The 26,054-nt window shown below is 42.7% G+C and carries 25 protein-coding genes and 2 pseudogenes; 19 read left to right on the top strand and 8 right to left on the bottom strand.

Translation table 11 applies throughout. The features are described from left to right. Window positions 1–32 precede the first annotated feature (32 nt). The gene (locus tag IQ234_RS01375; RefSeq protein WP_193955745.1) at window positions 33–1,610 is read right to left on the bottom strand and encodes a hypothetical protein; all 1,578 of its coding nucleotides are present in this window, start codon (window positions 1,608–1,610) and stop codon (window positions 33–35) included. Between the two features lie 212 nt (window positions 1,611–1,822). Here IQ234_RS01375 and IQ234_RS01370 point away from each other — a divergent pair, with 212 nt between their 5' ends. Beyond that, entirely contained in the window at window positions 1,823–2,314 is a 492-nt protein-coding gene (locus tag IQ234_RS01370; RefSeq protein ID WP_193955744.1) for a hypothetical protein, read from the top strand. Here the strand turns inward: IQ234_RS01370 and IQ234_RS01365 are convergent. Then, on the bottom strand, window positions 2,311–3,345 hold the full coding sequence (locus IQ234_RS01365; RefSeq protein WP_193955743.1) for a M42 family metallopeptidase: 1,035 nt from the start codon (window positions 3,343–3,345) through the stop codon (window positions 2,311–2,313). The genes IQ234_RS01370 and IQ234_RS01365 overlap by 4 nt on opposite strands. On the opposite strand from IQ234_RS01365, the gene IQ234_RS21495 reads away from it, so the two are divergent. Continuing rightward, window positions 3,331–3,456 carry a hypothetical protein gene (locus IQ234_RS21495; RefSeq protein ID WP_265578454.1) on the top strand — a complete coding sequence of 42 codons (126 nt, stop codon included), beginning with the start codon at window positions 3,331–3,333 and terminating at the stop codon, window positions 3,454–3,456. The two genes, IQ234_RS01365 and IQ234_RS21495, sit on opposite strands and share 15 nt — an antisense overlap. Before the next feature lie 3 nt (window positions 3,457–3,459). Here the strand turns inward: IQ234_RS21495 and IQ234_RS01360 are convergent, their stop codons facing one another. Beyond that, window positions 3,460–4,797, bottom strand: coding sequence for an OB-fold nucleic acid binding domain-containing protein (locus IQ234_RS01360; RefSeq protein WP_193955742.1), 1,338 nt, complete (start codon window positions 4,795–4,797; stop codon window positions 3,460–3,462). A 463-nt stretch (window positions 4,798–5,260) separates the two neighbouring features. On the opposite strand from IQ234_RS01360, the gene IQ234_RS01355 reads away from it, so the two are divergent. The 13 genes and pseudogenes from IQ234_RS01355 (at window position 5,261) to IQ234_RS01300 (ending at window position 14,417) form a co-directional block, all read left to right on the top strand. After that, on the top strand, window positions 5,261–5,530 hold the full coding sequence (locus IQ234_RS01355) for a hypothetical protein (RefSeq protein WP_002766899.1): 270 nt from the start codon (window positions 5,261–5,263) through the stop codon (window positions 5,528–5,530). 616 nt (window positions 5,531–6,146) lie between these two features. After that, window positions 6,147–6,808, top strand: a pseudogene (locus IQ234_RS01350) (ISNCY family transposase). 286 nt (window positions 6,809–7,094) lie between these two features. After that, a pseudogene (locus IQ234_RS20885) lies at window positions 7,095–7,364 on the top strand (ISNCY family transposase); the annotation flags it as partial. Between the two features lie 580 nt (window positions 7,365–7,944). Next, a complete protein-coding gene (gene gvpA, locus IQ234_RS01345) occupies window positions 7,945–8,160 on the top strand; it encodes a gas vesicle structural protein GvpA (RefSeq protein WP_193955741.1) in 216 nt (71 codons plus the stop codon). 367 nt (window positions 8,161–8,527) lie between these two features. Further along, window positions 8,528–8,743: a gas vesicle structural protein GvpA gene (gene gvpA / locus IQ234_RS01340; protein WP_002735503.1), complete on the top strand. Its 216-nt coding sequence runs from the start codon at window positions 8,528–8,530 to the stop codon at window positions 8,741–8,743. 333 nt (window positions 8,744–9,076) lie between these two features. Continuing rightward, window positions 9,077–9,292 (top strand): gas vesicle structural protein GvpA, encoded by a 216-nt coding sequence (gene gvpA, locus IQ234_RS01335; protein WP_002735503.1) that lies wholly within the window; start codon window positions 9,077–9,079, stop codon window positions 9,290–9,292. 267 nt (window positions 9,293–9,559) lie between these two features. Further along, window positions 9,560–10,198, top strand: coding sequence for a gas vesicle protein GvpC (gene gvpC / locus IQ234_RS01330; protein ID WP_110578362.1), 639 nt, complete (start codon window positions 9,560–9,562; stop codon window positions 10,196–10,198). Window positions 10,199–10,797: 599 nt separating this feature from the next. After that, window positions 10,798–11,838 carry a gas vesicle protein GvpN gene (gene gvpN, locus IQ234_RS01325; protein ID WP_193955740.1) on the top strand — a complete coding sequence of 347 codons (1,041 nt, stop codon included), beginning with the start codon at window positions 10,798–10,800 and terminating at the stop codon, window positions 11,836–11,838. A 29-nt stretch (window positions 11,839–11,867) separates the two neighbouring features. Then, window positions 11,868–12,278 (top strand): gas vesicle protein, encoded by a 411-nt coding sequence (locus IQ234_RS01320; protein ID WP_193955739.1) that lies wholly within the window; start codon window positions 11,868–11,870, stop codon window positions 12,276–12,278. After that, window positions 12,235–12,543 carry a hypothetical protein gene (locus IQ234_RS01315; RefSeq protein ID WP_002803843.1) on the top strand — a complete coding sequence of 103 codons (309 nt, stop codon included), beginning with the start codon at window positions 12,235–12,237 and terminating at the stop codon, window positions 12,541–12,543. The genes IQ234_RS01320 and IQ234_RS01315 overlap by 44 nt, the downstream gene beginning before the upstream one ends. 375 nt (window positions 12,544–12,918) lie before the next feature. Further along, a complete protein-coding gene (locus tag IQ234_RS01310) occupies window positions 12,919–13,392 on the top strand; it encodes a gas vesicle protein K (RefSeq protein ID WP_193955738.1) in 474 nt (157 codons plus the stop codon). A gap of 15 nt (window positions 13,393–13,407) precedes the next feature. Beyond that, complete coding sequence (locus IQ234_RS01305; protein ID WP_193955737.1) at window positions 13,408–14,142, top strand: GvpL/GvpF family gas vesicle protein; 735 nt, start codon at window positions 13,408–13,410, stop codon at window positions 14,140–14,142. A gap of 14 nt (window positions 14,143–14,156) precedes the next feature. Continuing rightward, a complete protein-coding gene (locus tag IQ234_RS01300; RefSeq protein ID WP_193955736.1) occupies window positions 14,157–14,417 on the top strand; it encodes a gas vesicle protein GvpG in 261 nt (86 codons plus the stop codon). 123 nt (window positions 14,418–14,540) lie between these two features. On the opposite strand, the gene IQ234_RS01295 is transcribed toward IQ234_RS01300, so the two are convergent. Beyond that, entirely contained in the window at window positions 14,541–14,876 is a 336-nt protein-coding gene (locus IQ234_RS01295) for a gas vesicle protein (protein ID WP_193955735.1), read from the bottom strand. Window positions 14,877–14,968: 92 nt separating this feature from the next. Between IQ234_RS01295 and IQ234_RS01290 the strand changes: the two genes are divergently transcribed. From IQ234_RS01290 to IQ234_RS01280, 3 genes are all read left to right on the top strand, one after another. After that, window positions 14,969–15,652 carry a GvpL/GvpF family gas vesicle protein gene (locus tag IQ234_RS01290; RefSeq protein ID WP_193955734.1) on the top strand — a complete coding sequence of 228 codons (684 nt, stop codon included), beginning with the start codon at window positions 14,969–14,971 and terminating at the stop codon, window positions 15,650–15,652. Between the two features lie 12 nt (window positions 15,653–15,664). Next, window positions 15,665–17,566 (top strand): ArsA family ATPase, encoded by a 1,902-nt coding sequence (locus tag IQ234_RS01285; RefSeq protein WP_193955733.1) that lies wholly within the window; start codon window positions 15,665–15,667, stop codon window positions 17,564–17,566. 83 nt (window positions 17,567–17,649) lie between these two features. Further along, window positions 17,650–19,494 (top strand): AAA family ATPase, encoded by a 1,845-nt coding sequence (locus IQ234_RS01280; protein WP_193955732.1) that lies wholly within the window; start codon window positions 17,650–17,652, stop codon window positions 19,492–19,494. A gap of 112 nt (window positions 19,495–19,606) precedes the next feature. On the opposite strand, the gene IQ234_RS01275 is transcribed toward IQ234_RS01280, so the two are convergent. Continuing rightward, entirely contained in the window at window positions 19,607–21,172 is a 1,566-nt protein-coding gene (locus tag IQ234_RS01275; protein WP_193955731.1) for a B12-binding domain-containing radical SAM protein, read from the bottom strand. 797 nt (window positions 21,173–21,969) lie between these two features. Between IQ234_RS01275 and IQ234_RS01270 the strand changes: the two genes are divergently transcribed. After that, window positions 21,970–23,070, top strand: coding sequence for an alkene reductase (locus IQ234_RS01270; RefSeq protein ID WP_193955730.1), 1,101 nt, complete (start codon window positions 21,970–21,972; stop codon window positions 23,068–23,070). A 60-nt stretch (window positions 23,071–23,130) separates the two neighbouring features. On the opposite strand, the gene grrA is transcribed toward IQ234_RS01270, so the two are convergent. The 3 genes from grrA to IQ234_RS01255 all read right to left on the bottom strand — a co-directional run bounded on the left by grrA (window position 23,131) and on the right by IQ234_RS01255 (window position 25,677). After that, on the bottom strand, window positions 23,131–23,505 hold the full coding sequence (grrA, locus tag IQ234_RS01265; protein ID WP_002742141.1) for a GrrA/OscA1 family cyclophane-containing rSAM-modified RiPP: 375 nt from the start codon (window positions 23,503–23,505) through the stop codon (window positions 23,131–23,133). 14 nt (window positions 23,506–23,519) lie between these two features. Next, entirely contained in the window at window positions 23,520–24,419 is a 900-nt protein-coding gene (grrP, locus tag IQ234_RS01260) for an extracellular substrate binding-like orphan protein GrrP (RefSeq protein WP_193955729.1), read from the bottom strand. 88 nt (window positions 24,420–24,507) lie between these two features. Next, a complete protein-coding gene (locus IQ234_RS01255) occupies window positions 24,508–25,677 on the bottom strand; it encodes a PQQ-dependent sugar dehydrogenase (protein ID WP_193955728.1) in 1,170 nt (389 codons plus the stop codon). Window positions 25,678–26,054 lie beyond the last annotated feature (377 nt).

Raw genomic sequence — 26,054 nt, 5'->3', positions numbered from 1 at the left:
GGTTAACTCCTATCAGTCGAGAGATAATGTAATTATCGATAAAAATCTCCTTGATTATCCACTTGATTTTTTTGGGCAAATACCGCCTCATCTTCCAATTTATCGCTGATTTCTGGCAGTTTTAGCAATATTCCAGCGAATAACCAATAGTAAACAGAAACAGGCTCGACGGAGAGAGGATAATAGTAGGGATTATAGCTAATAAAAAGTATAAAAATCCAGATACAGAGACCCCAATGCTTTAAAGCAGGATTTTTTACTTTTAAATAGGCTTTAAAGGTGAGAATACAGAGAATTGTCACCAGTGCCATAAAAGCGATAAAACCGACGATACCGATTTCGTAGAGGAGTTTAGCGTAGTAGGTTTCAATTAGTCTTATCCCTTCTTCTCCCACTATATGACGAGCGCCACTGCTGGCTGTGCCTAAACCAAGACCAAAAAGCTGTGCATATTTGAAGACCCACTGCATTTGATCGACTACAAAGTTAATGGGAGACGAATATAACCAGCGATCAACAAAATTTAGCCCTCTTTCCCGAATAAAGGGAATTAACGTCACTGCGAGCAGGGAAAGCAGCCCCAAGATTCCCAATCTTAATGGTAACTTTTGTTTATTTTTGCTGGTAGCAATAAAAAGAACCAAATAAAACAAAGGTACTAGCAATAAAGGTAATCTTTGTCCAGAAACCAGAGTGGCAAGGAAGACTAAAACCATTGCTCCCCAACCAGCGACGCGCCATCTTTTTTGTGGATCACTAAAACTGGCGGCGTAACTGATGACGCTACTAGATACTAAAAACCAACCCCATTGCCAAGGATCGGAAAATGTGCCGGGGAGACGAATTAAGCCTCGATCGGGATTATACAACACCGAACCGCCGACAAAACATTGAGCTTTCAAGCTGGCTTTTTCGCTAATATCTGGGTAAAATTGGGTGTCGGATTTCGGGGCAGTAACTTCTAGTTGATTGAGGAATTCATTATCGGGACAGATGCCTTGGAGGAGTAAGAAGTATTGAATTAGAGCTAAACTGCAACAGACTAGGATCATCACGATTAAAAGCCGATTAACCACGAATAAATCCCGTTTTTCCTTGATTAGATAGTAGCCACAGAGAACCAGGGGAATATAACCAAGGAGGGTTTTCAATCCTACAATTCCCACGGCAATTGCTCCTTGGGGCAGATTGACAAAAAGAAAAGTCATCAAGCTGATGGCAAGTAAAATTGAAGCCGCGAGGAGAAAAGGCTTGATTTGCGGGCGTAATTGCTTAAAAGTTTTGGTTTTAAGTAAAATTGCCGCTAAAGCTGGGAAATAAAAGGCATCCTTGGCGATTTTGTAGAGAGCATAGGATGGCTCTTCACCAATGAAGTTGCCCTTTACCTGAAAAACTCTGGCCACGGCAAAAGTGACGGTACTACTCAGGGGAAGATAGATGATTAGGGCTAATAATCCCAGACGGGGATGGATAAAAGAAGCGACCATGGCAGGAACTGCGAAAATTCCCAACAAGGCGGCTTTTTTGTCCAATACAATCCCTAAAACTAGACTAATTATTATGGTAGAGATCGCTAATACATTTAGTAAGAGATAGTTCCTCTCTTTCATATTGTGCAGCTTTGAGCAGGTTTAGGAGAAAGTGTATCAGATTTTTGCCGAGATTCTCATTCTCAATGGGGAATTGGGGAGCTTTTCAGTCATCAGTTTACCGATAATTGAAAAGCTGATCACTGATTCAAGGCTGATGGCCGAGAGTTTCCTTTTGCTTCTTAGCTTTTGCTATACTTATGTAAAATTTTATTTATCTCGATCTTGACTCCGTGGCCGAAAATCCTTCTTTTCAAGACCTTTATCAAGCTGGCATCAGTGCCTTTGAGCGTGGACAATATCGTCTTAGTATCCAGCAATTAAATGCGGCTTTAGCCTTAATTTCCTTAGGATCCCGAGCAGGGGGTGAGATCCAAATTTGGTTAATTTCTGCCCATCAGGGGTTGGGAGAGGGGGAGAAAGCTAGTGAAATCTGTAGGCAACTTATTACCCATCCTATCTATCAAATTCGCGAACAGGCCAAGCGCTTACTTTATATTATCGAAGCTCCCCGTCTCAAACGCCCAGATGAGTGGATGACGAAGATTCCCGATTTAGAGAAACTTCCCGATAGCACAGCGCAATTTAAAAAGGGAACAAATAAACAGAAAAAAGAAGAACCCCCCGCACCCATGCAGTTAGAGCAGCATAAAAATACTGTTTTTATCGTATTGGCGATCGCTGTTGTGCTATTGATGCTCTGGTTTTTTGCTAAAAATGGTTAAATTAGTTGACAATAAGCTTCTAATATGCTAATGCAGTTAGCTATGGCTCCTAAATGGGCGATTTCATAACCGTGGGTGTTTTGGGTGGGAAAACCTAAGCAAGCGGCCTTAGCTATATGACCGAATTTCATGGCGATGGAGGCATCGCTACCAAAACCACTAATAATGGCTAATTGTAGGGGGATTCCCGCCTTTTCAGCCGCTATTCTCAATTCTTGATTTAATTCCTCATCATAGATACCGTAACCATCCTGAGACAATAACACAGGACTGCTGCCATCCTTAATCGGATATTCAGGAGCGAGGGGACAGATTTCTAGGGCAATTAAAGCATCTAAGCGGTTATTTGCGGTGAAAAATAAGGCTCCTAAGGCTCCTACCTCCTCCTTTGCTGAGGCAACCAGATATATATCCACCGCAGGGTTAATAATTCTGGCCGCTAATGCCAAAAGAATCGCCACGGAAGCTTTATTATCGAGGGTATAACTGGCAATGTAGTCTTTTAGTCGAAAGGGTTGTTTTCGCTGTTTTCCCACCACGACTCGACTACCGACGCGCACTCCACAAGCGTCTAATTCTTCTGGAGTCAATTTCGTCTCTATCCATGCGGATTCCCAGGTGACGGGAGTATTTTCCTGCTGGACTTTTTGCGGGGATTGATGGGAGATATGACGGGAACCAAAGGAGAGAATCCCCGATCTGGTTTCTTGATCACCGATAATATCTACCACTCCCTCTCCGTAAATCCAAGGAAAAGCTCCCCCGAGTCGGCGAATTTGCAGAGTGCCATCGGGATTAATTGCCTTGATAATAGCGCCAATTTCGTCTTTATGGCCGGTAATAGCAATTTTTTTAGTCGAATCTTGTCCTTTAATTTGGCCGATGACATTTCCCGCTTGATCTTGCCATGTTTTTAATCCTAACTCTTGAAAGCGTTCTAGTAAAAAGCGATCGATTTCCGTTTCCATTCCACTAGGAGAATGATGGAGGACAAGAGTGGCAATAGTGTCAAAGAGATGATCAAAATCCATATTTGTCTTGATTTGTGGGTCGAGAGAGAATTATTATCGAAACGGGAAATCGAAAAGGTTTTACAGGAACAATATTGGCGCAATCATCGCCCTTGGATGATTGCCAGTTAGCATTTAATGATTAATCAAAGGTGCAGAATTAGCCAGAAAACCGGCAACTTTCAGGGACTCTACCACTGAATTGTCATCCTCTACCCAATAGTTTTGTCCTAAACGCACAAATTGACGCTGAGTTCCCGCACCGATGGTGGCAATAACGGGAACTTTTGCCTTTTGTTTGTCTCCCGATTGCAGAATACTTTTAAGAAGATTTTGACGATTTTGGTTGACAACATCTTGCAGTGATAAATTAACCATCACCATTTTAATGGTTTCAATCGGTTCCGCATCTTCGATAATTAATTGTACCCGATCATCTCGGCGATCAACTTTTCCCCACACCATTAAAGTTGCTTCCTCCACTAATAATTTTTGCAGACGTTCGTAGCTATCGGAAAAAACCACCGCTTCCGACTGTCCCGAGGCATCTTCTAGGGTTAAAAAGGCCATGGGAGTCCCTTTTTTGGTCATAATTTTCTTGACGGCATTTAATAGGACAATGGCACTGACTTTTTTTCTGCTTTTGTGTTCTTCTAATTCAGCCAAATTGATGGGAGATAGGACTTGAGCGGCTCTTTGTAAAGCTTTTAAAGGATGTTCGGAAACATAAAAACCTAAATGTTCTTTTTCCAGTCTTAACTTTTCCTGTAGGGGAAAATCTTCCACTGGGGTTGCACTGGGAGACTGTTCAAACTCCGATTCTTGTTTATTTTCTGTGCTACCTCCTAGCATATCAAAAATATTCATTTGACCACTTTCTTTCTCTTTAGTGCGTTGTTGCGCCCAAGCAACTACTAATTCCAAATCTTCAATTAATTGATGGCGATTGGGTTGAATTTTATCAAAAGCACCGCAATAAATTAGCGTTTCTAAAGCTCTTTTGTTGATCACTCGCAAATCAACACGCTCGCAAAAATCCCCTAGAGAAGTAAACTTTCCTCCCGCAGCTTCCCGGGCTTTTAAAATAGCCTCGATCGCATTTTCGCCCAGATTTCTAACTGCGGACAAACCAAAGAGAATTTTGCGTCCAATCGGGGTAAAATGTTTTTGCGATCGATTGATGTCGGGAGGTTCGACATCGATATTCATTTTCTGACAGTTTTCTCGATACTTTTCCACCTTATCCTGATTATCGCTACTAGCAGTTAGTAACGCTGTCATATATTCCACAGGATAATTAGCTTTTAAATAAGCAGTTTGATAGGTGACGTAAGCATAAGCGGTAGAGTGAGATTTATTAAAACAATTGGAGGCAATTAACCCGTTGCCCAGCAAAAAATTATGATCTTTCTCCACACCAATATCGTAAACGGGTTTTCTTCCCAAGGATTGACGACCGATAATTTTAACCATATTAGTAACTCAACTCTCCAGAGATTTTTGTAACGGTGCTAATGGAAATATGGCATTTCTTGGCTCAACTAGGCTCCCCAGGACAAAAAAATTACCATATTAATAACTAAAGTGTATATTCTACCTACAATAGGTTACGATCAAATTAAACAACATCATCGAAAATTTTGGGCTGAAACCCCGCCGTTTTAGGTTGGCTTTAATTTAAATACTAGCGCATTGACACGATATGTTCTAGAGTGGTACTGCCAGTAAAAATATTTTGGCCGCAGAGCTTGCGGTGTCAGTCTGTAGAGCTACTATGCAAACCTAGACAAAATGCAGCAGTTAAGATAGCCAAGAAACCTGGCCGCTGACGGCAAGGGACTATATTGTACCTTGACGAGAGGTCAGCACTCGGTAGTGCGCGGATTGTGTTATGATTCTGGCCAAGCCATCAAGGGATTTGAAAAGGAGTAACACCATGAGTCTATCTTCAGAAGCCTATCGCCAAGCCCTCGTGCGGGATGGAGAACGGCGCTATCAGGAATGGCACCAAAATTATCACAACCAATGCCGTCAATCAACGGCTGAATACCAAGCTCGTTCGGCCCAACAACGCCCAACAAAGCCCTGGATTTCCTCGGAAGCCTACCGCCAACTTTTGGTCAAAGATGGGGAGCGGCGTTTTGCGGAATGGCATGGCCAGTTTTTAGACTATCAAAGACAATTTCTGGCCAGTCAATCCACCTAAACGGACGTCAACCAATCCCCATTACAGCAATCTCTGAAAATAGTGGCTAGAGTCCCCGAAAAAATAGCTAATACCAATTTTCAATAGTCCTAGCAGGCATTCTACCACTCCCACCCCCCCTTGCCCCACCCGAAGTCGGGTAGGCAAGGGGGGGTATCGCATCTCAAAAGCTATTGACAATCGGCTAATTTTGTGATCCGTGTGAGCGTTTCAAGTGATACCAGTCAATCAAAATAGTTACGAAATCTTAACATTTAGTCGATTTTTGTTTAACAGTTGAGATGAGAAATTATACTCAAGTATGCCTAAATCGCCCTCTGGGCAAGCAACTCACATGAAGTTCATTTTGTCAAGGGTTGTTAAGATGTGTTTACCTTACCATGTTGCTTATTCGGCATGAACTGTGTAATATACTTATTACTCTCGGCTCGCAGATCACTACAGATGGTGTTTTGACAACTGATAAAACCTACCCGAAGTCGAATTAGTTCAACTTATGCCAGTACGGGCAGTGGGTGGCTTAGTCCAAAAACGCCATATGTGGGAAATGAGCGGACCGTCAGTCTATCAATAAAAACAATTGACTCAAATCAATCCTTTAACCCCTAGCTTAATCATGACTTTTCTGATAAGTATCTCTTTATGGCTCGTGGAGGGCCTACTCAAATATCAGCCTAGCACGGAACAAAATCCCCCCACTGGTTTGCCTGTATTTACTTGTCCTAGTTGTGGTTCTCACCATACTATTAAGAACCCTTATATTTTTAAGGGAAAACCCAAACGTCACTGTCAAGAATGTGGTCAACCGTTTGTGATCAATCCCACTAATAAAACTATATCTCCCGATACCAAGATAATTAATCGATCAACTCTTGCTCGAACGAATTTCCTGACGAGGAATTGCGAGAGTAAGAGGGGTAAATTGGTCATGGTTACAAAATTATGTCAACAATGGACTGGCGGCTGTTCCCCCTCAAATCAAGGTTTCGGACAAACCAAAAGGTACATTGCTCACAGAATGTCATCAGATGTGTCCTTTTGTTTTTTCTAAGACAATAAAAGTCTATATTTGGCTGGCAATTGATAGAAAGACAAGGCAACTTATTGGTGGATATTATAGGGTATAAGCCCAGGCAATCAGCTAAAAGACTTTTGCCAAGTTTACCCAGTGTTTACCGACAATGTGCTTTTACTTACACTCATTTTTGTGAGTCATATAAGACAGTAGTTCCGAGTAAACGTCATCGCGAGGTAGAGCCAAGAAACTGGTCAAACTAATCCCCTTGGAAAACTTGATAAGACCTTTCGACCAAGGATTTCTCGGTTGGTGAGAGAGATTCTATAAAAAAAATGGAGAATCCCCTTGCATCTGTTTGGTATTTTATCCATGACTACAATGCACAGCAAAGCCAAGAATTAAGGCTCCATCACCACTACTGAATCACCACCAGGAAAAATCAAAAGGTAAATTAGTCCGCCTCTTCTCGACTTTGTGTAATAATTTTTGCTTATGTAAGGTGAAATGCTTACTGGACAAGACTTTTAGGACTATTTTGAAGAGCCATTATTCCTAGAGTGTGATGAAATGTAGTCATTGGTTTTTTGAAGACGATAAAGATTTACATTTGGCTGGCAATTGATAGAAAGACAAGGGAAATTATTGGCGGCTATTTAGGATATTAGGAGTCGCCAGTCAGCCAAAAAACTTTGAGGACAGTTTACCCGGTGTTGACCGATAATGTGCTGTTACTTACACTGTTTTTTGGAAGTTATATAAGACAGTAATTCTGAGTAAACGTGATCGAGTGCTAGGAAAAGAAACTGGTCAAACTAATCCCATTGTGAAGACTTAATAATACCTTTCGACCAAGGATTTCTCTGTTGGTGAGAGAGAATCTATCTTTCTCTAAAAAAATGGAGAATCCCTTTGGTGCTGCTTGGTATTTTATCCATGACTACAATGCGCAGCAAGGCAAAGCATTAAGGATCCATAACTACTAGAGAACCATCACCAGAAATTTTTGTCAAGTAAAAATTCTACCAAATTTAGATGAGCTTGCCCTGTATAGATGATTTCCTGACCTCAGATCACATTCTATTCTCTTGTCAACTTCAATCTCAAAACCGAGAAAAAAGCAAAACCGCCCATCATGCCATAAAAAATTATGCAATAGGTCTAATGTATCGGACTTATCTGAGAAATCACTACACACTTCTTAACGACAAAAATGAGAAATCACTACATACTTCTTAACCAAAAAAAATCGAGATTAGGTATTGACACCCACCCAATAAGGGTGTTATTCTTGAAAGTGCGGAAGTGATGAAGGCAGAAAACCCAAATAAATTTCTGAATCCTTCATGACCTCAGCACTGTACAAACTCTATGAAAACAACAAAAAGGCATACCTACCATGTCAGTTGAAAAAACTAACTCTTCCTCTAGCTTGGCTGAAGTTATTGACCGTATTCTTGACAAAGGTATCGTTATTGATGCTTGGGCTCGCGTCTCTCTGGTGGGCATCGAATTATTAGCAATTGAAGCTCGTGTAGTTATCGCTTCTGTTGAAACCTACCTCAAATATGCTGAAGCAGTTGGTCTGACCCAATCTGCAGCGGTTCCTGCTTAAGAATCCATCCCAGATTCTCCCATCGGCTGAGTGAAAACCCGACTGAGTTTTCCAGATTCTCGGCTTCTCTTAGATTCCTATTGAGTTTAGTTACCCCTCTCTTGGGGCGCAATACTCTATGATCGACAAGGTTGGCACGGCAACGGATAGCGAAAACGAAGCTAGACCCATACAAATTATTTTTGTAAACGTGATTTTGTCCTTTGTAGCTGGCCTCCTATCACCAGAGTGTGAAACTCGCTATTTTTCGGAATAGAAAGTCATTTTTGGTGTGGAAGCTGCCCCCCTGAGATGCGGTAGTTCTATACGTCAATTTTGGGATCAGCACTGTACACTTTCTATACAACTAACAAAAAGGTCTATTACCATGGCAGTCGAAAAAACTAACTCTTCCTCTAGCTTAGCTGAAGTTATTGACCGTATTCTTGACAAAGGTATCGTTATTGATGCTTGGGCTCGCGTCTCTCTGGTGGGCATCGAATTATTAGCAATTGAAGCTCGTGTAGTTATCGCTTCTGTTGAAACCTACCTCAAATATGCTGAAGCTGTTGGCCTGACCCAATCTGCGGCCGTTCCTGCTTAAGAATCCATCCCAGATTCTCCCATCGGCTGAGTGAAAACCCGACTGGGTTTTCCAGATTCTCGGCTTCTCTTAGATCCCTATTGAGTCTAGTTACCCCTCTCTTGGGGCGCAATGCTCTATGATTGACAAGGTTGGCACGGCAAACGTGTTTTGACCCTTGCATCTAGGTTTACCCCTTATCACCAGAGTTTAAGCCTTACAATTTTTCGGAATAGAAAGTCATTCTTTGGCTAGGAGTCCGCACCTCTTGAGATGGGGTAGCTCGATATATCAACTTTGGGATCAGCACTGTACATTTTCCATACAACTAACAAACAAACAAGGTCTATTACCATGGCAGTTGAAAAAACCAACTCTTCCTCTAGCTTGGCTGAAGTTATTGATCGTATCCTTGACAAAGGTATCGTTATTGACGCCTGGGCTCGTGTCTCTCTAGTGGGCATCGAATTATTAGCGATTGAAGCTCGTGTAGTCATCGCTTCGGTTGAAACCTACCTCAAATATGCTGAAGCAGTTGGTCTGACTCAATCTGCGGCGGTTCCTGCTTAAGGATTGGTCCCAGATTCTCCTATCTGCTCAGTTAAAACCCGACCGGGTTTTCTAGATTCTCGGCTTTTCTTTAATCCCTGTTGAGTTTAGTTACCCCTCTCTTGGGGCGCAATAGTCTATAATTGATAGGGTGATTCGCTATCTCAACTTTGGGATAATAAGAAAAGTCGAAATCTGCTGTCTCTCCCCCCAGTCTCCGTGAAGGTTTTTCTAACGGGTGATTGAGCCAAATCCATTCCATAGTATTTAGTAATTGAGGACAACCCCATGCCTGCTCTCATGGAACAGTTCCGCCAGGATCGTTTATCGATTGCTGAAGAAGTAGCTAAACTCTCGCGAGAAGTGCAATCTTTTCTGTTGGATGTCAAAACTGAAAGACAAAAACAAGCGCAAGAACAGGCAACTGCTTTGCGTCAATCTTTCCAAAAAGTTCAACAGGAAAGCCACTTGTTTTTAACAGCTACCCAAAAACAGCGTTTAGCTCAAGCGGAAAAGCAAAAAGAGGATTTACGTCAATTTCAAGAACAACGTTTAGCGGAAGCCAAACGGCTAGACAACGACTTACGTCAACAGCGTCTAGATCGAGCCAAACAGCTAAAGGACGATTTAAGTCAATTCCAAGAACAACGTTTAGCAGCAGCGAAACAGCTGGAGAACGACTTACGTCAACAGCATATAGATCGAGCTAAACAGCTGAAAGAGGATTTAAGTCAATTCCAAGAACAGCGTTTAGCAGCAGCGAAACAGCTAGAGGACGACTTACGCCAACTTCATCTAGATCGAGCTAAACAGGTGAAGGATGATTTAAGTCAATTTCAAGAACGACGTTTAGCTGAAGCGAAACAGCTAAAAGATGAATTGCGTCAATTTCGTCAAGATTTGTCTATCTACGTTTTTGGCAAATAAATCTCTAGGTTAATTCCAACCCACTTAAGCCTAGGGCTAGAGTAAAAACCCTCTAGTCCCTTTTCCTGGCTAAACTAGAGGACTATCTGAGAATACAACAATAACCCTTTGGTTTTCAATCTACCATGCTGATCCTGCTTTTCTAAGTTTCTATACTCAACCTAGTAGTGTTGGGTTCCTATTTAGCCCTCTCTAGGTCTCTGGTAAATTAAAAAGTATGATAAAGCTTCACTCAGTCTATAGTTAATGTCGTGATTATTAGTCTTTTATTGACAAAGGAGGTAAGGGAAAAGGACTGCATCTGGGCTTATCATTGTTTAAGTCTTGAAAAGTAATCTAGACAAGAATTTTAGACCCTTAGCCCCTTGACTAATGAATGTCGTAAAAATACCTTCAGAATCAAGGTTCTAGAGCTAATTAGTGACAGTTCCTAATCTTTTAGGATATTATATATTATGAGGTAAGCCTTAAAAGTCAAACCCGATTAAACTTCTTGCCGTAAAATTCGGGTGACACAAGCGTCAACAGGCGGTTGTTAGCTCGAGAATGCCCGTCCGCTTCAGGCGGGGATTATCAATAGTATTTACTAGATTTCAACTATGACATTTACTGAAACTCAAACAAGAAGAGCCGTACTCTGCCTTCGCCCCGGTCAATTTGTTGTTACGCCTTCGATTGATCAAGTTGCCACTCGCGCCTTACGTTATCTAAACGCTGGTTTTTCCATCCATCTGTGTGGTCCGGCAGGAACGGGAAAAACCACCTTGGCAATGCACCTGGCCAATTGTTTAGCCAGACCTGTGATGCTGATCTTTGGCGATGATGACTTTACCAGTTCCGATTTAATTGGTAGCCAGTCTGGCTACACCCATAAAAAACTGATGGATAACTATATCCACAGCGTTCTCAAAGTTGAAGACGAGCTAAAACACAATTGGGTGGATTCTCGGTTAACAATGGCCTGTCGAGAGGGGTTTACCCTAGTTTATGATGAGTTCAATCGTTCTCGGCCTGAGGTCAACAACGTTTTACTCTCCGCCTTGGAAGAAAAAATTCTCACCCTGCCCCCCACTAGCCATCAACCCGATTACCTACAAGTCAATTCTCAGTTTCGGGCAATTTTCACCTCCAACCCAGAAGAATACTGTGGGGTTCATGCCACCCAAGATGCTTTAATGGATCGGTTGGTAACTATCAATATGCCTGAGCCGGACCAACTGACTCAGACTGAAATTCTTGCTCAAAAAACGGGGATTGGTCGAGAAGATGCTTTATTTATTGTCAACCTCGTCAAAACCTTTCGGGTGAAAACTGGGACTGAAAAAACGTCGGGTTTGCGCTCTTGTTTAATGATTGCTAAAGTCTGCGCCTCTCACGATATTGCGGCCAACTCCGCTGACTCGGACTTCCGTGATATATGCGCCGATGTTCTTTTGTCCCGCACCAATTTATCTGTTGATAAGTCAAGAGCGATTTTATGGGAAATCCTCGAGGACAATCCGTTAGAATCCTTATCCTTTGTCGAGGAAACGGAGCCTTCCGATGCCCAAGCTTCAACTCCTGAACCTTCGACAGGAAATCAATCGTTAAAAGCCATTCAATCTTTACTGCGAGGCAACTTGCCCCAGCGAAAAGACTAATTTTATACTCTTATTGAGTGAAACCAACCGTGACTTCTTCCACTTTTGCTGGCTCGCTCAAAAACCAGTCAAACAGCTCCCTAAAAACAGCAACTCAAGGTTCGAGTTTAGCGGATATACTCGAACGAGTTTTAGATAAAGGAATTGTAATTGCCGGCGATATTTCCGTTTCGATCGCCTCCACTGAACTTATAAATATCCGCATTCGTTTGTTAATTGCCTCTGTTGATAAAGCCAGGGAAATGGGAATCAACTGGTGGGAAGGAGACCCCTACCTCCATAGCCAATCCCAAGCTTTACTAGCAGAAAATCGGGAACTTTCGCTCCGACTCCAAACCCTGGAAACTGAGCTTGAAACCTTAAAATCCTTAAGCCAATTGAGTGCAACGGAGAGCCATGATACCAGTCCGAACGATGAAGCACATTCCTCAGATGCGTGAAATTCCTCACTTGAATCCTCAAAGATTAGGAAATTTACACGAGACGATTGCCCCCCTTGATAAAGCTAGGGAAACTGCGATTAACAGCTTGCAAGGTTATCCCTACCTCCCTAGCCAAGGCCAAGCTTTATTCGCAGAAAACCTGGAACTTTCACGCCGACTTCAAACCTTAAAATCCTTAACCAAATGGAGTGTAATGGAGAGACGTGATGGCAGTCCCAACGATCAGGCACATTCCTCATATATATTGAAATTCCTCAATTGAATCCTCAAACGGTCAAGAAGTTTACAGTAGTTAACGATTGCCTCTGTTGATAGAGCAAGGGAGATGGCGATTAATGGGTGGGCAAGCGACTCCTATCTCTATAGCCAATCCCAAGCCTTATTAACAGAACCCCTGGCAGCTGAACTTTAAGCCTTAAAATCCCTATCCCAATCGGGGGCAATCGAGGGCCATGATACCAGTTAAAATAATCAAGCACATTCCTCATGTCGGGTAAATTCGTCACTAGAATCTTCACAGGGCGGCGGGAAGTTGACATTGCTTGGTTACATCATTTTTTCCCTCAGATAAAATTTCTTGGCCAAGCTCCCCTCTAGAGACTCACCCTTAAGAACTCCTCATTTACCAACTCCAACCATGACACTTGCTTGCACACCTTACGATTCTGATAATCAAGCCTTGCTGACCCCTCCAGAAAGTAATAGCCAAGCTGGTTTAGCCCCTTTACTGTTAACTGTTGTGGAACTGGTACGCCAATTGCTCGAAGCCCAAATCATTCGCCGGATGGAAAAAGGGGCTCTCAGTGAGTCTGATTTAGATAGGGCTGCAGAAAGTATCCAAAAATTGCAAGAACAAATTCTCCATTTGTGTGAAATTTTTGAGGTTGAGCCAGAAGATTTAAATGTCCACCTAGGAGAGTTTGGCACTCTTTTACCGGAAGCAGGGAGTTATTACCCTGGAAAGGAGGGTGTTAAGCCCTCTGTGTTAGAATTAGTGGATAGACTTCTCAATACAGGAGTTGTTGTGGAAGGAAATGTTGATCTGGGTTTAGCTCAACTAGATCTAATTCACCTCAAGCTTCGTTTGGTTTTAACTTCTCAGCCGGTTTAATTTGGGAGAATACTGATGACAGTGGGTCTTTATTTATATGGCATATTTCCCGAACCAGTTCCTGAAGGACTGGTTTTGCAGGGGATTGATAATGAGCCAGTTCACAGTGAGATGATTGATGGTTTTAGTTTTCTCTACTCCGCTGCTCATAAAGAGAAGTATTTGGCGTCCCGTCGCTATTTAATTTGCCATGAAAAAGTATTAGAAACTGTCATGGAAGCAGGGTTTACAACGTTGTTGCCCCTGCGGTTTGGCTTAGTTATCAAAACCTGGGAATCCGTCACCGAACAACTAATTACTCCCTATAAAACCCAACTGAAAGAATTATTTGCTAAACTGTCAGGACAACGAGAGGTTAGCATTAAGATTTTTTGGGATAATAAGTGGGAATTACAAGCGGCTTTGGAGTCTAATCCTAAGTTAAAACAAGAACGGGATGCGATGATGGGGAAAAACTTAAATATGGAAGAAATTATCCATATAGGTCAACTCATTGAAGCCACTGTATTGCAACGGAAACAAGACATTATTCAAGTCTTTAGAGACCAATTAAATCATCGCGCCCAAGAGGTAATTGAAAGCGATCCGATGACGGATGACATGATTTACAATACAGCTTATTTAATTCCCTGGGAGCAAGAGCCAGAATTTAGCCAAAACGTTGAAGCGATCGATCAGCAGTTTGGTGATCGCCTAAGAATTCGCTATAACAATTTAACTGCACCCTATACCTTTGCCCAACTTATCTAAGGAGAGTATCAGTTATGTTTCTCGACCTTTTACTTCTTCCTATTACTGGTCCTATTGGGGGTCTGATCTGGATTGGGGAAAAAATTCAAGAGCGTGCAGATATAGAATATGATGAGGCGGAAAATTTGCACAAATTGTTATTATCCTTACAACTATCTTACGATATGGGCAACATTTCTGAGGAGGAGTTTGAAATTCAGGAAGAAGAACTTTTATTAAAAATTCAAGCCTTAGAAGAAGAGGAGGCAGAAAACGAATCAGAATCTTCTCTCTAAACTTGCAATCTTTCCCACCCTATAGGCCATGAACAAAATCACAAATTGTAAGCTTAGTAAGGGCGGATTTGACAAGCTCAAGAACTCGTTGAAGCTTGGTCAGAACTAGCCCTTGATTAAGCCTTAATATTCTAGGTAAAAAGCTTGGAAATTACTAGAATTATTATTAGAGGAGTGAGCAACAGTTTTGGGGGAGTCAGGTTTTTTAGCTACACTAGGAGGGTTGGCTGTACGCAAATTTTGAATACTTTGTTCTGTAGTCTCAATTTGCTCTGTCACAAACGTGAGACGATTTTTTAATTGCTGAAGCTGCCGCTCCATCATTTCTAATTTTTCTTGGATACGTTGTTTTTCAGTAATTAACTTATAAAGCTCAAGTTGGTGATCTGCTTCAGATTGTTTCCGAGGCATGGTGCTAATTTTAGATCTAATTGGTCTGGGTGGACGAGTGGTTGTCATAACAATCCCTGAATAACTTAGAATATTCTAGCATATCAACGCCCCAATATAAAAACTTGTAAAAAATCGTCAATTTTCTTTTAGTAAACCCTATGAAATTGTACAATCTATATACTTACGCTTTTTTGAAAACCCCCATAGAAAGCCTAAAATTACCCGTTGGAATGGCTAACCCATTGTTACTGATAACTGGTGGCTCTCTCTCGGCCGTAGTCGAACCCGAAGTTGGTTTAGACACTTTACAAAATGATGATGAACGCTTGATTCAATCGGTTTTATGTCATGATCGAGTTATCTGTGAACTATTTCAACAAACCACTATTTTACCCTTACGTTTTGGCACATCTTTTTTAGAGGCAGAAAATTTACTGACTCATCTTTGTTCTCATGCCCAAGAATATCAAGAAAAAATTGAAGAACTTGAGGGAAAAGGAGAATATCTTTTAAAATGTATTCCCCGTAAGCCAGAGGAGCCTGTACTCTCTTCTGAAAGCAAGGGCAGACAATATTTTTTAGCCAAAAAACAGCTTTATGAAGCCCAACAAGATTTTTATACTTTGCAAGGTCTAGAATGGCAAAATCTCGTGGATTTAATCAACCAAAGCTATCCATCAACGAAGATTATTACTGCTCCGGGGACAGAATCAAGAATTTATCTTTTAGTTAATTTTCAAGAGGAACCTTTACTAATCGAGCGAGTCTTGCATTGGCAGAAAGCCTGTCCTCGTTGGGAATTACAATTAGGACAAGTTTCTCCCCCCTATCACTTTACTTAACTTGATTTCTCTATGACTAACTTTAACTTGGCAAATAACTCTCTAAGTCGTTATGACACTCGACATTTAGTTATGTTTAGCGGCAAAGGAGGAGTGGGAAAAACCACTCTTTCCTGTGGATTTGCTCGCCGTTGGGCTAAATTATTTCCAGAGGAACAAATCCTGTTAATCTCAACCGATCCCGCTCACTCTTTAGGGGATGTATTGCAAACAGAAGTTAGCGATGAGGCATTACCTGTAAAAGACTTACCTAACTTAAAAGTTAGGGCATTAGATGCGGAAAAATTGCTCTTAGAATTTAAAGAAAAATACGGAAAATTTTTAGAACTTTTAGTAGAACGGGGCAGTTTTGTTGAAGGAGAAGATCTAACTCCTGTTTGGGATTTAGACTGGCCAGGTTTAGATGAAATCATGGGTCTATTAGAAATTCAACGATTACTAATAGAGAATGTTGTAGATCGAATTGTTGTTGATATGGCCCCCTCTGGTCATACCTTAAATTTATTGGAAATTAAAGACTTTTTAGAGATTATTCTCAATTCTTTAGAGCTGTTTCAAGAAAAACATCGTGTTATTTCGCAAACTTTTGCAAAAACCTACAATGCCGATGATGTGGACGACTTTTTAGTCAAAACAAAATCAGAATTAAGCGAAGGCAAACAACTCCTACAAAATAGGGATTTTACCCTTTGTTTAATTGTGGCAATTGCCGAACCGATGAGTTTATTAGAAACCGAACGATTACTCAATAGTTTGCGTCACTTAAATATTCCCTGCGGCTGCTTATTTATCAATCGCATTCTAACGGATCCTAATCAAAATTTAGATCGCTACAGTGAGCAACAGCAACTCCTCGATAAATTCCTAAAAATTCCAGGTCAGGAGACAATTTTTACCCTGCCTCAACAGGCAAAAGAACCCCTAGGAGGTGAAGCATTAGATCAGATCATGAGTCAAATTAAAATCCTCGAACAAGTAGAATTTATTGCGCCGCCTCCTATTCAATGGCCGCAAAAAATTCTGCCTAGTTTTAGTGATTTTATTGACGACAAACGCCAACTCATTATCATTGGTGGCAAGGGAGGTGTGGGAAAAACCACCGTTGCTGCGGCCATTGGTTGGGCGTTAGCTAATCGTCATCCCGATCAAAAAATTAGAATTATTTCTATTGATCCTGCTCATTCTTTGGGAGATGCCTTTGGGACAAAATTAGGACATCAATCTACACAATTAACTGATAATTTAAGTGGTCAAGAAGTTGATGCTAATATCGTTTTAGAAAAATTTCGGGATGATTATTTATGGGAACTGGCAGAAATGATTAGTGGTGAAGGTAAGGAAGAAGGGAACATCAAACTAGCTTATACTCCAGAAGCTTGGCGACAAATTGTATCTCAATCTCTGCCAGGAATTGATGAAATGTTGTCTCTAGTAAAAGTAATGGAGTTATTAGACCAGAAAGAACAAGATTTGATTATTTTAGATACGGCTCCTACCGGTCATCTCCTGCGATTTTTGGAAATGCCAACGGCTTTAGGAGATTGGTTAAGTTGGATTTTTAAGCTTTGGATGAAATATCAAAATGTCTTAGGGCGTGTAGATTTAATGGGACGATTGCGAACCTTAAGACAACAGGTGATGTCTGCTCAGAAAAAACTCAAAGACCCCCAACATACAGAATTTATTGGAGTTTTGCAAGCCCAAGATGTCATCGTTGCCGAACAAGTGCGATTGACAGCATCTTTGAAAAAAATGGGAGTCTATCAACGTTACGTCGTGCAGAATCGTTATCATGCTAATGAGGAAATTGATCAGGATTTATTCCCCGAGCAAACTTTGATCCGCTTAGCCAGTTTACCCCGATCAGTAGAACCTCTAGCCCGGGTAAAAGGCGCGGCAGATCTGTTATTTTAAAGGTAATTAGTCTAATCAAGTCCGACTTCTTAACCTCATCTATTACCTAGTCCCCATCCTTCACTTGACTCAGGAGAAATTTTATGGTAGAACTATTCAAAGGCTTTGAGCAATTAGTCGAACTGGCTAAAACCTTAGAAGAAAAACTGGAAAAAGGGGAAATTAAAACCGAAGTGCAGTTTAACTCTCGTCCCTTGAGTAATATTCCCCGTTCTGGCGGTATTCCCCGTCCAGGGGGAGCTTATCGCCAGAACAATGCTGGTGGGGATGATTTTGAGGTGAATCGCAATCGCGATACCCCCACCGATTCAGGGGTTGAAAACAATGTGACACCGCCGGAAGGACCGACCACGGCTTCCCTGAAAGATGTTGGTGGCTTGACGGAAGTGATTAAAGAACTCAAGGAACTAATTGCCATTCCTCTGAAACGCCCCGACTTATTGGCCAAGTTAGGACTTGAACCGACTCGCGGCGTTCTCTTAGTCGGCCCCCCTGGAACCGGTAAAACCCTGACTGCCCGTGCTTTGGCCGAAGAACTCGGTGTTAACTATATTGCCTTAGTCGGACCAGAGGTGATCAGCAAATATTATGGGGAGGCTGAACAAAAACTGCGGGGAATTTTTGAGAAAGCCAGTAAGAATGCGCCTTGTATCGTTTTTATTGACGAAATTGATAGCATGGCACCCGATCGCAGTAAAGTTGAAGGGGAAGTAGAAAAAAGACTGGTGGCCCAATTGCTGGGTTTAATGGATGGGTTTGCCCAAAGCCAAGGGGTGATTGTTCTAGCGGCGACAAACCGTCCCGACCATCTTGACCCTGCCCTCCGTCGTCCTGGACGGTTTGACCGAGAAGTTCTCTTTCGGGTGCCTGACCGCAAGGGCCGTTTAGAAATCCTGCAAATTCTCACCCGTTCCATGCCCCTAGATGAATCAGTTTCCTTAGATCTGATTGCCGATAATGCGGTGGGATTTGTCGGGTCAGATTTAAAAGCCGTTTGCCAGAAAGCGGCCTATAGTGCTTTGCGGCGGCAGGTTCCTACGATTGACTCGCAAATTCCAGAAACAATGACGGTAGTCCAAGCCGACTTTTTGCAAGCCCTTAAAGAAGTTAAACCGGCGGTATTGCGGTCTGTGGAGGTGGAATCCCCCCATGTGGCCTGGGACAATATTGGCGGACTTGAACAGATTAAACAAACCCTACAGGAATCCGTGGAAGGGGCATTACTCCATCCGCAATTATATACGCAAACCAAAGCCCAAGCTCCCAAAGGTATTTTACTTTGGGGTCCCCCCGGAACGGGAAAAACCTTATTGGCCAAAGCGGTTGCATCTCAGGCGCGAGCTAATTTTATCAGTATTAATGGACCTGAGCTTTTGAGTAAATGGGTGGGGGCGAGTGAACAAGCGGTGCGTGAGTTGTTTGCCAAAGCTCGTCAGGCAGCCCCTTGTGTGGTTTTTATTGATGAAATTGATACTTTAGCACCGGCAAGAGGTCGTTATAGTGGGGATTCAGGCGTGAGTGACCGGGTTGTGGGACAAATCCTCACGGAGTTAGATGGGTTGCAAACGGGGGCAACGATTTTAGTGATTGGAGCCACTAATCGCCCAGATGCGTTAGATCCGGCCTTATTGCGAGCGGGACGCTTGGATTTACAGTTAAAAGTTGATTTACCCAATGTCTCTAGTCGTTTAGCAATTCTCGGGGTTCATAATGATGAACGTCCTTTAGAGGATGTGGATTTAGGCTATTGGGCCGAGGCAACCGAAGGCTGGAATGGCGCAGATTTATCGTTATTATGTAACCAAGCGGCACTGATGGCAATTCGTCGTTATCGCCATCAGGGAATGACTGACCCGGCTGATATTCGCATTACAACGGCTGATTTTAATCATGCTTACCAACTGTTGGTTGAACAGCGTGCCAATTGATTTTTTTTCCCCCTTACTTTAAGTAAGGGGGGAGAATCTCAACTCAGAAAAACCATCCTAAAAAGAAAATTTTGCCAAAATGTCTGCATTGACTGTTCGTCGGTGCTATTGTCTAGCTTTTGAGCGTTTTTTCCAGCTGGGCTACCCTTGCTTTCTGTTGCTTTAAATCGGCTAGTTGTTTTAGTAATTGTTCTCTGACTTCATAGCGATAGGCAAAAAAATGCTCACCTATCCCTAGGGTCGCTAGATACTCTTCTAGCAGACGGGGTTTGACCCAGGCAATCACTGCCAGTTGCCACCAGAAACGGAACCGCGTCGGTCGGACAATCCCCTGTCGCCAGAGCAAGGAGCGGAACAATTGCCACTGTTGCCCATCTAATTTACGGTTCGATTTGCCGCGCCATCCCCCCATGATCATAAAATGGTTGAAGGTTCGTTTCAGGTAGTTAACAGGATCGTAGATTTCCCAGAAAGCATCGATGTATTCTTCGGTAATCTCTTCCACCGGGCGAGTTGGCTCAAAGTTCATCATCGCTCCCTGATGGAAAGTACCCATGCCATCCACCAGACGACCTTCCTGTTGCAGACGATTCCACAGGGCGGTATTTTGCAGGGCCTGGAGCAGGCTAAACTGCCCTTGGGGAATACTTGCCTCCATAATAAACTCTTTGATCCGCTGCCCTGCGCCAGATTTCTCATTGTCAAAACCGATAATGAAGCCAGACATAATCTGCAGCCCCATGCGGGTAATTTTGTGACAGGATTCGATCAGGGATTGGCGGGTGTTTTGAACCTTGTTGATGCCCATTAAACTATCGGTATCTGGTGTCTCAATCCCCATAAACACCAGCATAAAGCCAGCCTTGACCATTAACTCAATCAGTTCACTGTCTTCGGCCAGATTAAGGGAAGCTTCCGTAATCAGTTTAAAGGGATACTGGTGTTGCTCCATCCAGGGAATCAACTCCCGCAGAAACACCTTGGCATTCCGCTTATTGCCAATGAAGTTGTCATCCACAACAAAAATGTAGCGCCTCCAGCCCAGTTGATATAACGTCTCCAACTCAGCCAACATTTGTTCTGGGGTTTTGGTGCGCGGTTTGCGGCCATAAAGGTTGATGATGTCACAAAATTCGCATTGAAAGGGGCAACCGCGAGAAAACTGCACGGTAATCGCCAGATAAGCATCCAGATCCAGTAGATCATAGCGGGCGATCGGTGTCATGGTGACATCGGGTTTCTCGCTGGCTCTAAAGACACCACTCGGTTCACCCCGCTCCAGGGCTGCCAGGAACAGCGGGATTGTCAGTTCCCCTTCATCGAGAATCAGGTAATCTGCCCCGGCTTTTTGGGCAACTTCTGGATAGGAGGTGGGGTAAGGCCCGCCTACAGCCACTTTTTTACCCAACTGCAATCCTTTGGCAATCAATTCTTGAAAGTCCTTTTTCTGAATGATCATGGCGGAGATGATTACCAAATCGCACCACTCCCAATCCGAAGCTGTTTCTAATCGGACATTGCGATCAACAAACCGGATTTCCCAATCCGATGGTAACAGGGCTGCCACCGTAATTAAACCCAGGGGCGGATTAGTTGATCTTAAACCGGCTAGATCTAAAGTCTCTTGATAGGACCAAAAGGAGTTGGGCATCAGCGGCCACAGTAATAGGGCTTTCATTCAGGTGTCTCCAATGAAGAAGCTAGATGCTTTACATACTAGCCACAAAGCCCAAGTCGATCAAGACTTTTTTAACATCTTTTTTTACTAATAAATTAGTTCTAAATAAATTGTGAAAAAATAGCTATTTTCTGGAGATTAGCACAATTAAATGAACTATGCTTGCTAAAAACTCGTGTTTTCCCATTTTTATCAACGCAATCTAGAGGCTGTTTGCCTCTTTTGGGTATTTTTGGGTAGGTTTCTTAAAAAATACTGATTCTGAAAAACCCTCTTAAAATTAGCAAGTACCGAATAGTAAAGGTTTCGTTTCAGTCCTTAGGAAGTCTATTTTATCGGTAAGCTGTTCGTAATTTAAATTGCTTGTTGAGACGAGGCAAAAGGCAAAAGGCAACAGTAAAGGGATTGGGGGAGGTTCGGCTAATCTAAGAATAAGCGGTTTAAATGCGTCTTAGCTTAAAACACCAGTTACTAGACATCTCGAAAATGACTATTTATGGTCAGATAAACATAAGCGTAATTACACTATTTTATACCGAACCATCATGACTTAACTACCAGAAAATATAGTTTCTGTCTCTTTAGTTTTGGACGATAAATAAATTAAATAACTGGTAATTATAGTCAAACTTATAACCAAATATTAATTATATTCAGCTAGTTGATCCGATTAATTCTTCTCCCTTAGGAGAGGGACAATCTCGCAGATAGCCAGAAAATCAATCATCCTTGAGTGCGATTGTCTGGTTTTAACTAATTGCGGTAAAATTAACCTAAATTCTCTATCGGCAAATTTGATGACTTCCTTCACTACTTCCCTGGCTCTTTTAAGTCAATTTAAATTGGGAGATTTAAACCTAGAAAATCGTCTTGTGCTTGCTCCCATGACGCGAGCGCGAGCCGGAGAAAAACGTCTTGCTAATCAGATAATGGCCGAGTATTACCGGCAAAGGGCCAGCGCCGGATTAATGATTACGGAAGCGACGGTAATTTCTCCCCAAGCTAACGGTTGGCAAAATACCCCCGGTATCTACACCGACGAACAAGCGCAAGCATGGCAAATAGTGACAAAAATCGCCCAAAGAAAAGGAACACCAATTTTTTGTCAATTGTGGCACTGTGGTCGCGCTTCTCATCCCGGTTTTCAGGAAAATGGGGCTTTACCGGTTGCCCCTTCCGCAATTAAGATTAAGGGGGAGTTGCATACACCCATAGGTAAACAGCCCTACGAGACCCCTAGAGCCTTAGAAACCGAGGAAATCGCCGCAATTGTCACCGATTACCGTAAAGCCGCTCAGAGGGCAAAATTAGCGGGGTTTGATGGCATAGAAATTCACGGGGCTAATGGTTATTTAATCGATACTTTTCTACAATCGGCTACTAATCAGCGTCAGGATAAGTACGGTGGCAGTTTGGAAAATCGCTATCGTTTTTTACAGGAAGTAGTCGAGGCAATTTTAACTGTTTTTCCCAGTCATCGGGTGGGGGTGCGTCTGTCTCCCAATGGGGTTTATAATGACATGGGTTCCGAGGATTTTCGAGAAACTTTTCTCTATATTGCCCAAAGATTAAATGAGTACAATTTAGCTTATTTGCATCTGCTAGATGGCTTGGCTTTTGGTTTTCATGAAAAGGGTCAACCGATGCTTTTATCGGAGTTTCGGGCTGTTTTTAATAGTGCTTTAATCGGCAATTGTGGTTATACAAAAGAAACTGCTGAAGCCGCTATTCAGTTAGGAGATGCGGATTTAATTGCTTTCGGTCGCCCCTATATCAGTAATCCCGATTTGGTGGAAAGATTCGCCAACAATTGGCCCCTTAATCCCGATGCTGAGATGAAGGATTGGTATTCTTTTGACAAGGAAGGTTATATCGATTTTCCCAGCTATAAACCCTAGATTTCATCCTAAAACCGGGGTTGGGACGAGGATAAAGTTATCCCTTCACCCAACCTTAACTTACCAACGATTTAAGAAACCGCCACCATTACCCCAGCGCGGTCGGGAATTAAAGAAACCGCCACGGTCAGACCAACCATTGCGCCAGGGCCGCGCATTAACAAAACTACCACCGCGACCATCTACCCAACCACCAGCACGACTATTCCCCCAACCGCGATTGCCACCATCTCCCCAGCCTAAAGCTTGTAAACTAGGATCGGCAGTACCTTCCGGCAGTTGGTTAACTCGTTCGCGTACAGCGCTAGATAGACGACTTAAACGCGCTTCAATGGGATTAGCCTCGTCTGAGACGGCCTGAGCGGTGCTAGTCAGACCGAAAGCAGATAAAGCGAGAAGAAAGCCGACTAAACCGGTTTTATTACTGATATTCACCTGAATTTATGCTCCTATTTGGCTTCTTGGGGATTAATTTGGGCGTGTTCGATAACTTTGAAGGCAAAAAACCCCTTTAATAATTCTGGGGGGATGGGAACCATGCCTTGACTACCGAACCAGCGATCGATTTGACTAACGGTGGCCGTATCATTGGTGATGTAATCCTGCATCATTTTAACAATGGCATAGTTGACATCATCCAAAAAAGTAGAGTTATTTTCGGGAACCATGCAAGCAATGCCAAAATTAGCTAGAGCTTCTTCGGGGACGATTTCGTAGATTTTAGGGTTATCTCTGAGGATTGTTCCCGCTAAAGAAATGCTATCCCCCGCTATTGCGTCGATTTTACCGGTTTTTAAAGCTTCGATCGCTTCTTCCACGGTGCTGTAGGTAGTCACAATCGTCGCTCGCGGTTGTACTAATTTAATCACATCCACGGCCGCGGAACTGGGAATCAAGGCGATACGTTTACCGATTAGGGATTGAGGAGTGGAGAGATTGCTGCCTTTTTTGGCTAAAATCCTAATCCCAGAAATGCTGTAACTGATGGAAAAATCGACCACTTTCGCCCTTTCCCAAGTAAAAGCCGTACTACAAGCAATATCGATGTCCCCGCTACGAATGAGATTAATTTTCTCTCCGGGTTGATTAGCTTCAATCATTTGCAGGGTGACGGGACGACCGAGACGAGTTTCCAATCGTTTTCTAATTCGTTCCAACACATCCATAGAATAGCCGACCAATTCCCCCTTATCATTGACGTAGGAGTAGGGAATCGCATCAAAACGGGTTCCTACGGTCAAAAATCCCGTGCGAGCCACTTTTTCTACCACTGTTTCCGCTAAACTTGCACTGGCGAGGAACATAGGTAATATACAACCTAGTCCCACTAACTGTAAAATTTTCTTCATAAATCGAGTGCTTACTCCCGTACAAACATAACTATACTAGAAGTCGCTAAAAAATCTTCAAGGTTTCCATAATAATTTCTGTGAACTTTTACAAATTAGATAGCGGTTCAAGGCGAATTAATTGGCCGTTACCTTCATCGGTGAGCAGGTATAAAAATCCATCGGGACTTTGACGCACATCCCGCACCCTCTGACCGATGGGAATCGCTTCTTGATTGATAATTTCACCCGATTTATCCACTTCCAGACGACGAATATCCCTGGAAACTAAACCACCTGCGAATAAATTTCCCTGCCAATTAGGAAAGCGATTACCGGTATAAAAGACCAATCCCGAAGGAGCGATCGCAGGTGTCCAAATTGTTTTCGGATCGATCAGACCGGGGCGAGATTCTTCGCGGGAAACTGGGGTATTAGTGCCGTACTCTTGACTAGCAGAAACCAGTGGCCAACCGTAATTTTTACCTTTTTCAATTAAATTTAATTCATCCCCTCCTTTCGCTCCGTGTTCTGTTGCCCAGACTCTTTTAGTCATCGGATCAAAGCTGATTCCTTGAATATTCCGATGACCATAACTCCAAATTTTAGAACCCGCAAAAGGATTATCTTTCGGTATGGAACCATCGTCATTGATGCGGATAATTTTACCTAAATGACTTTGCCGATTTTGTGCCTGTTTTCTAATTAAATCTCCCGCTAATTGTAGGGGAGGATTACCCCCGTCCCCAATTGCTACCAATAAAGTGCCATCTGGTAGCCATAATAACCGCGAACCGAAGTGTTGAGAGCCGGTTTTTGTCTGGGAAACTTCAAAAATAACCTGCACATCTCGCAAACTTGCACCATCATAAACCGCACGAGCGACGCGGGTACGATTAGCCTCCTGGTCTCCGTGGGCATAAGTTAGATAAATCCAGCGATTTTGGGCAAATTGGGGATGAATTGCCACATCCAGCAATCCTCCTTGTCCGAGGGCAAAAACTTCGGGAACTCCAGGGATGGCTTTTGGGTCTAATTTGCCCTCTCTAACCACTCTTAAACGACCGGGACGCTCTGTGATGAGGATTTCCCCCTTAGGTAGCCAAACCATCGACCAAGGATGCTCTAAACCCTCGATTACGGTCACTTTTTGCCATTGATTGGTCTGGGAATTATTCGCCGAAGTTAATACATTTGTACCTTGACAACTGGAGATAATTATGGTAAGCAAAACGCCAGATACTATAGGCGAGAAAATGCGATTAAGAGAAGTAAGCATTAGTTGGTAACTCCCCATACAAATATTGGTCAATTTTCTCCGACTAATCAGGTTAACCCTATTTTAGAAACCGGGCAGTTTTAAGAAATGTTTAAGGCGCTTTGACTTCATTGGGCAATGCGCTCTCGACAAGAATTACTACCCTCGTACCCACCGTTAGCTCTAAGGGAACATCAGGTTCAAGCACCGTCCGATCAAATATGGCTTCGAGTTCTTGGAACATTATTCTTGACAGGCTATGGCCTGTTTTTATAGCGGGTTTCAGTTGAATGAGGTACAGCATGGATGACTAGGTAGGCTCTTTAAAAGGGGTATCGCAATAGCAACAATGGGTAAACCAGTGATGGATGTCTCGCAATGTAATCTGACTAAAGGCT

The organism is Microcystis aeruginosa LEGE 91341 (genome assembly GCF_015206885.1).
GTDB classification, from domain to species: domain Bacteria; phylum Cyanobacteriota; class Cyanobacteriia; order Cyanobacteriales; family Microcystaceae; genus Microcystis; species Microcystis aeruginosa_H.
This window is presented reverse-complemented; position numbering and strand designations above follow the sequence as displayed.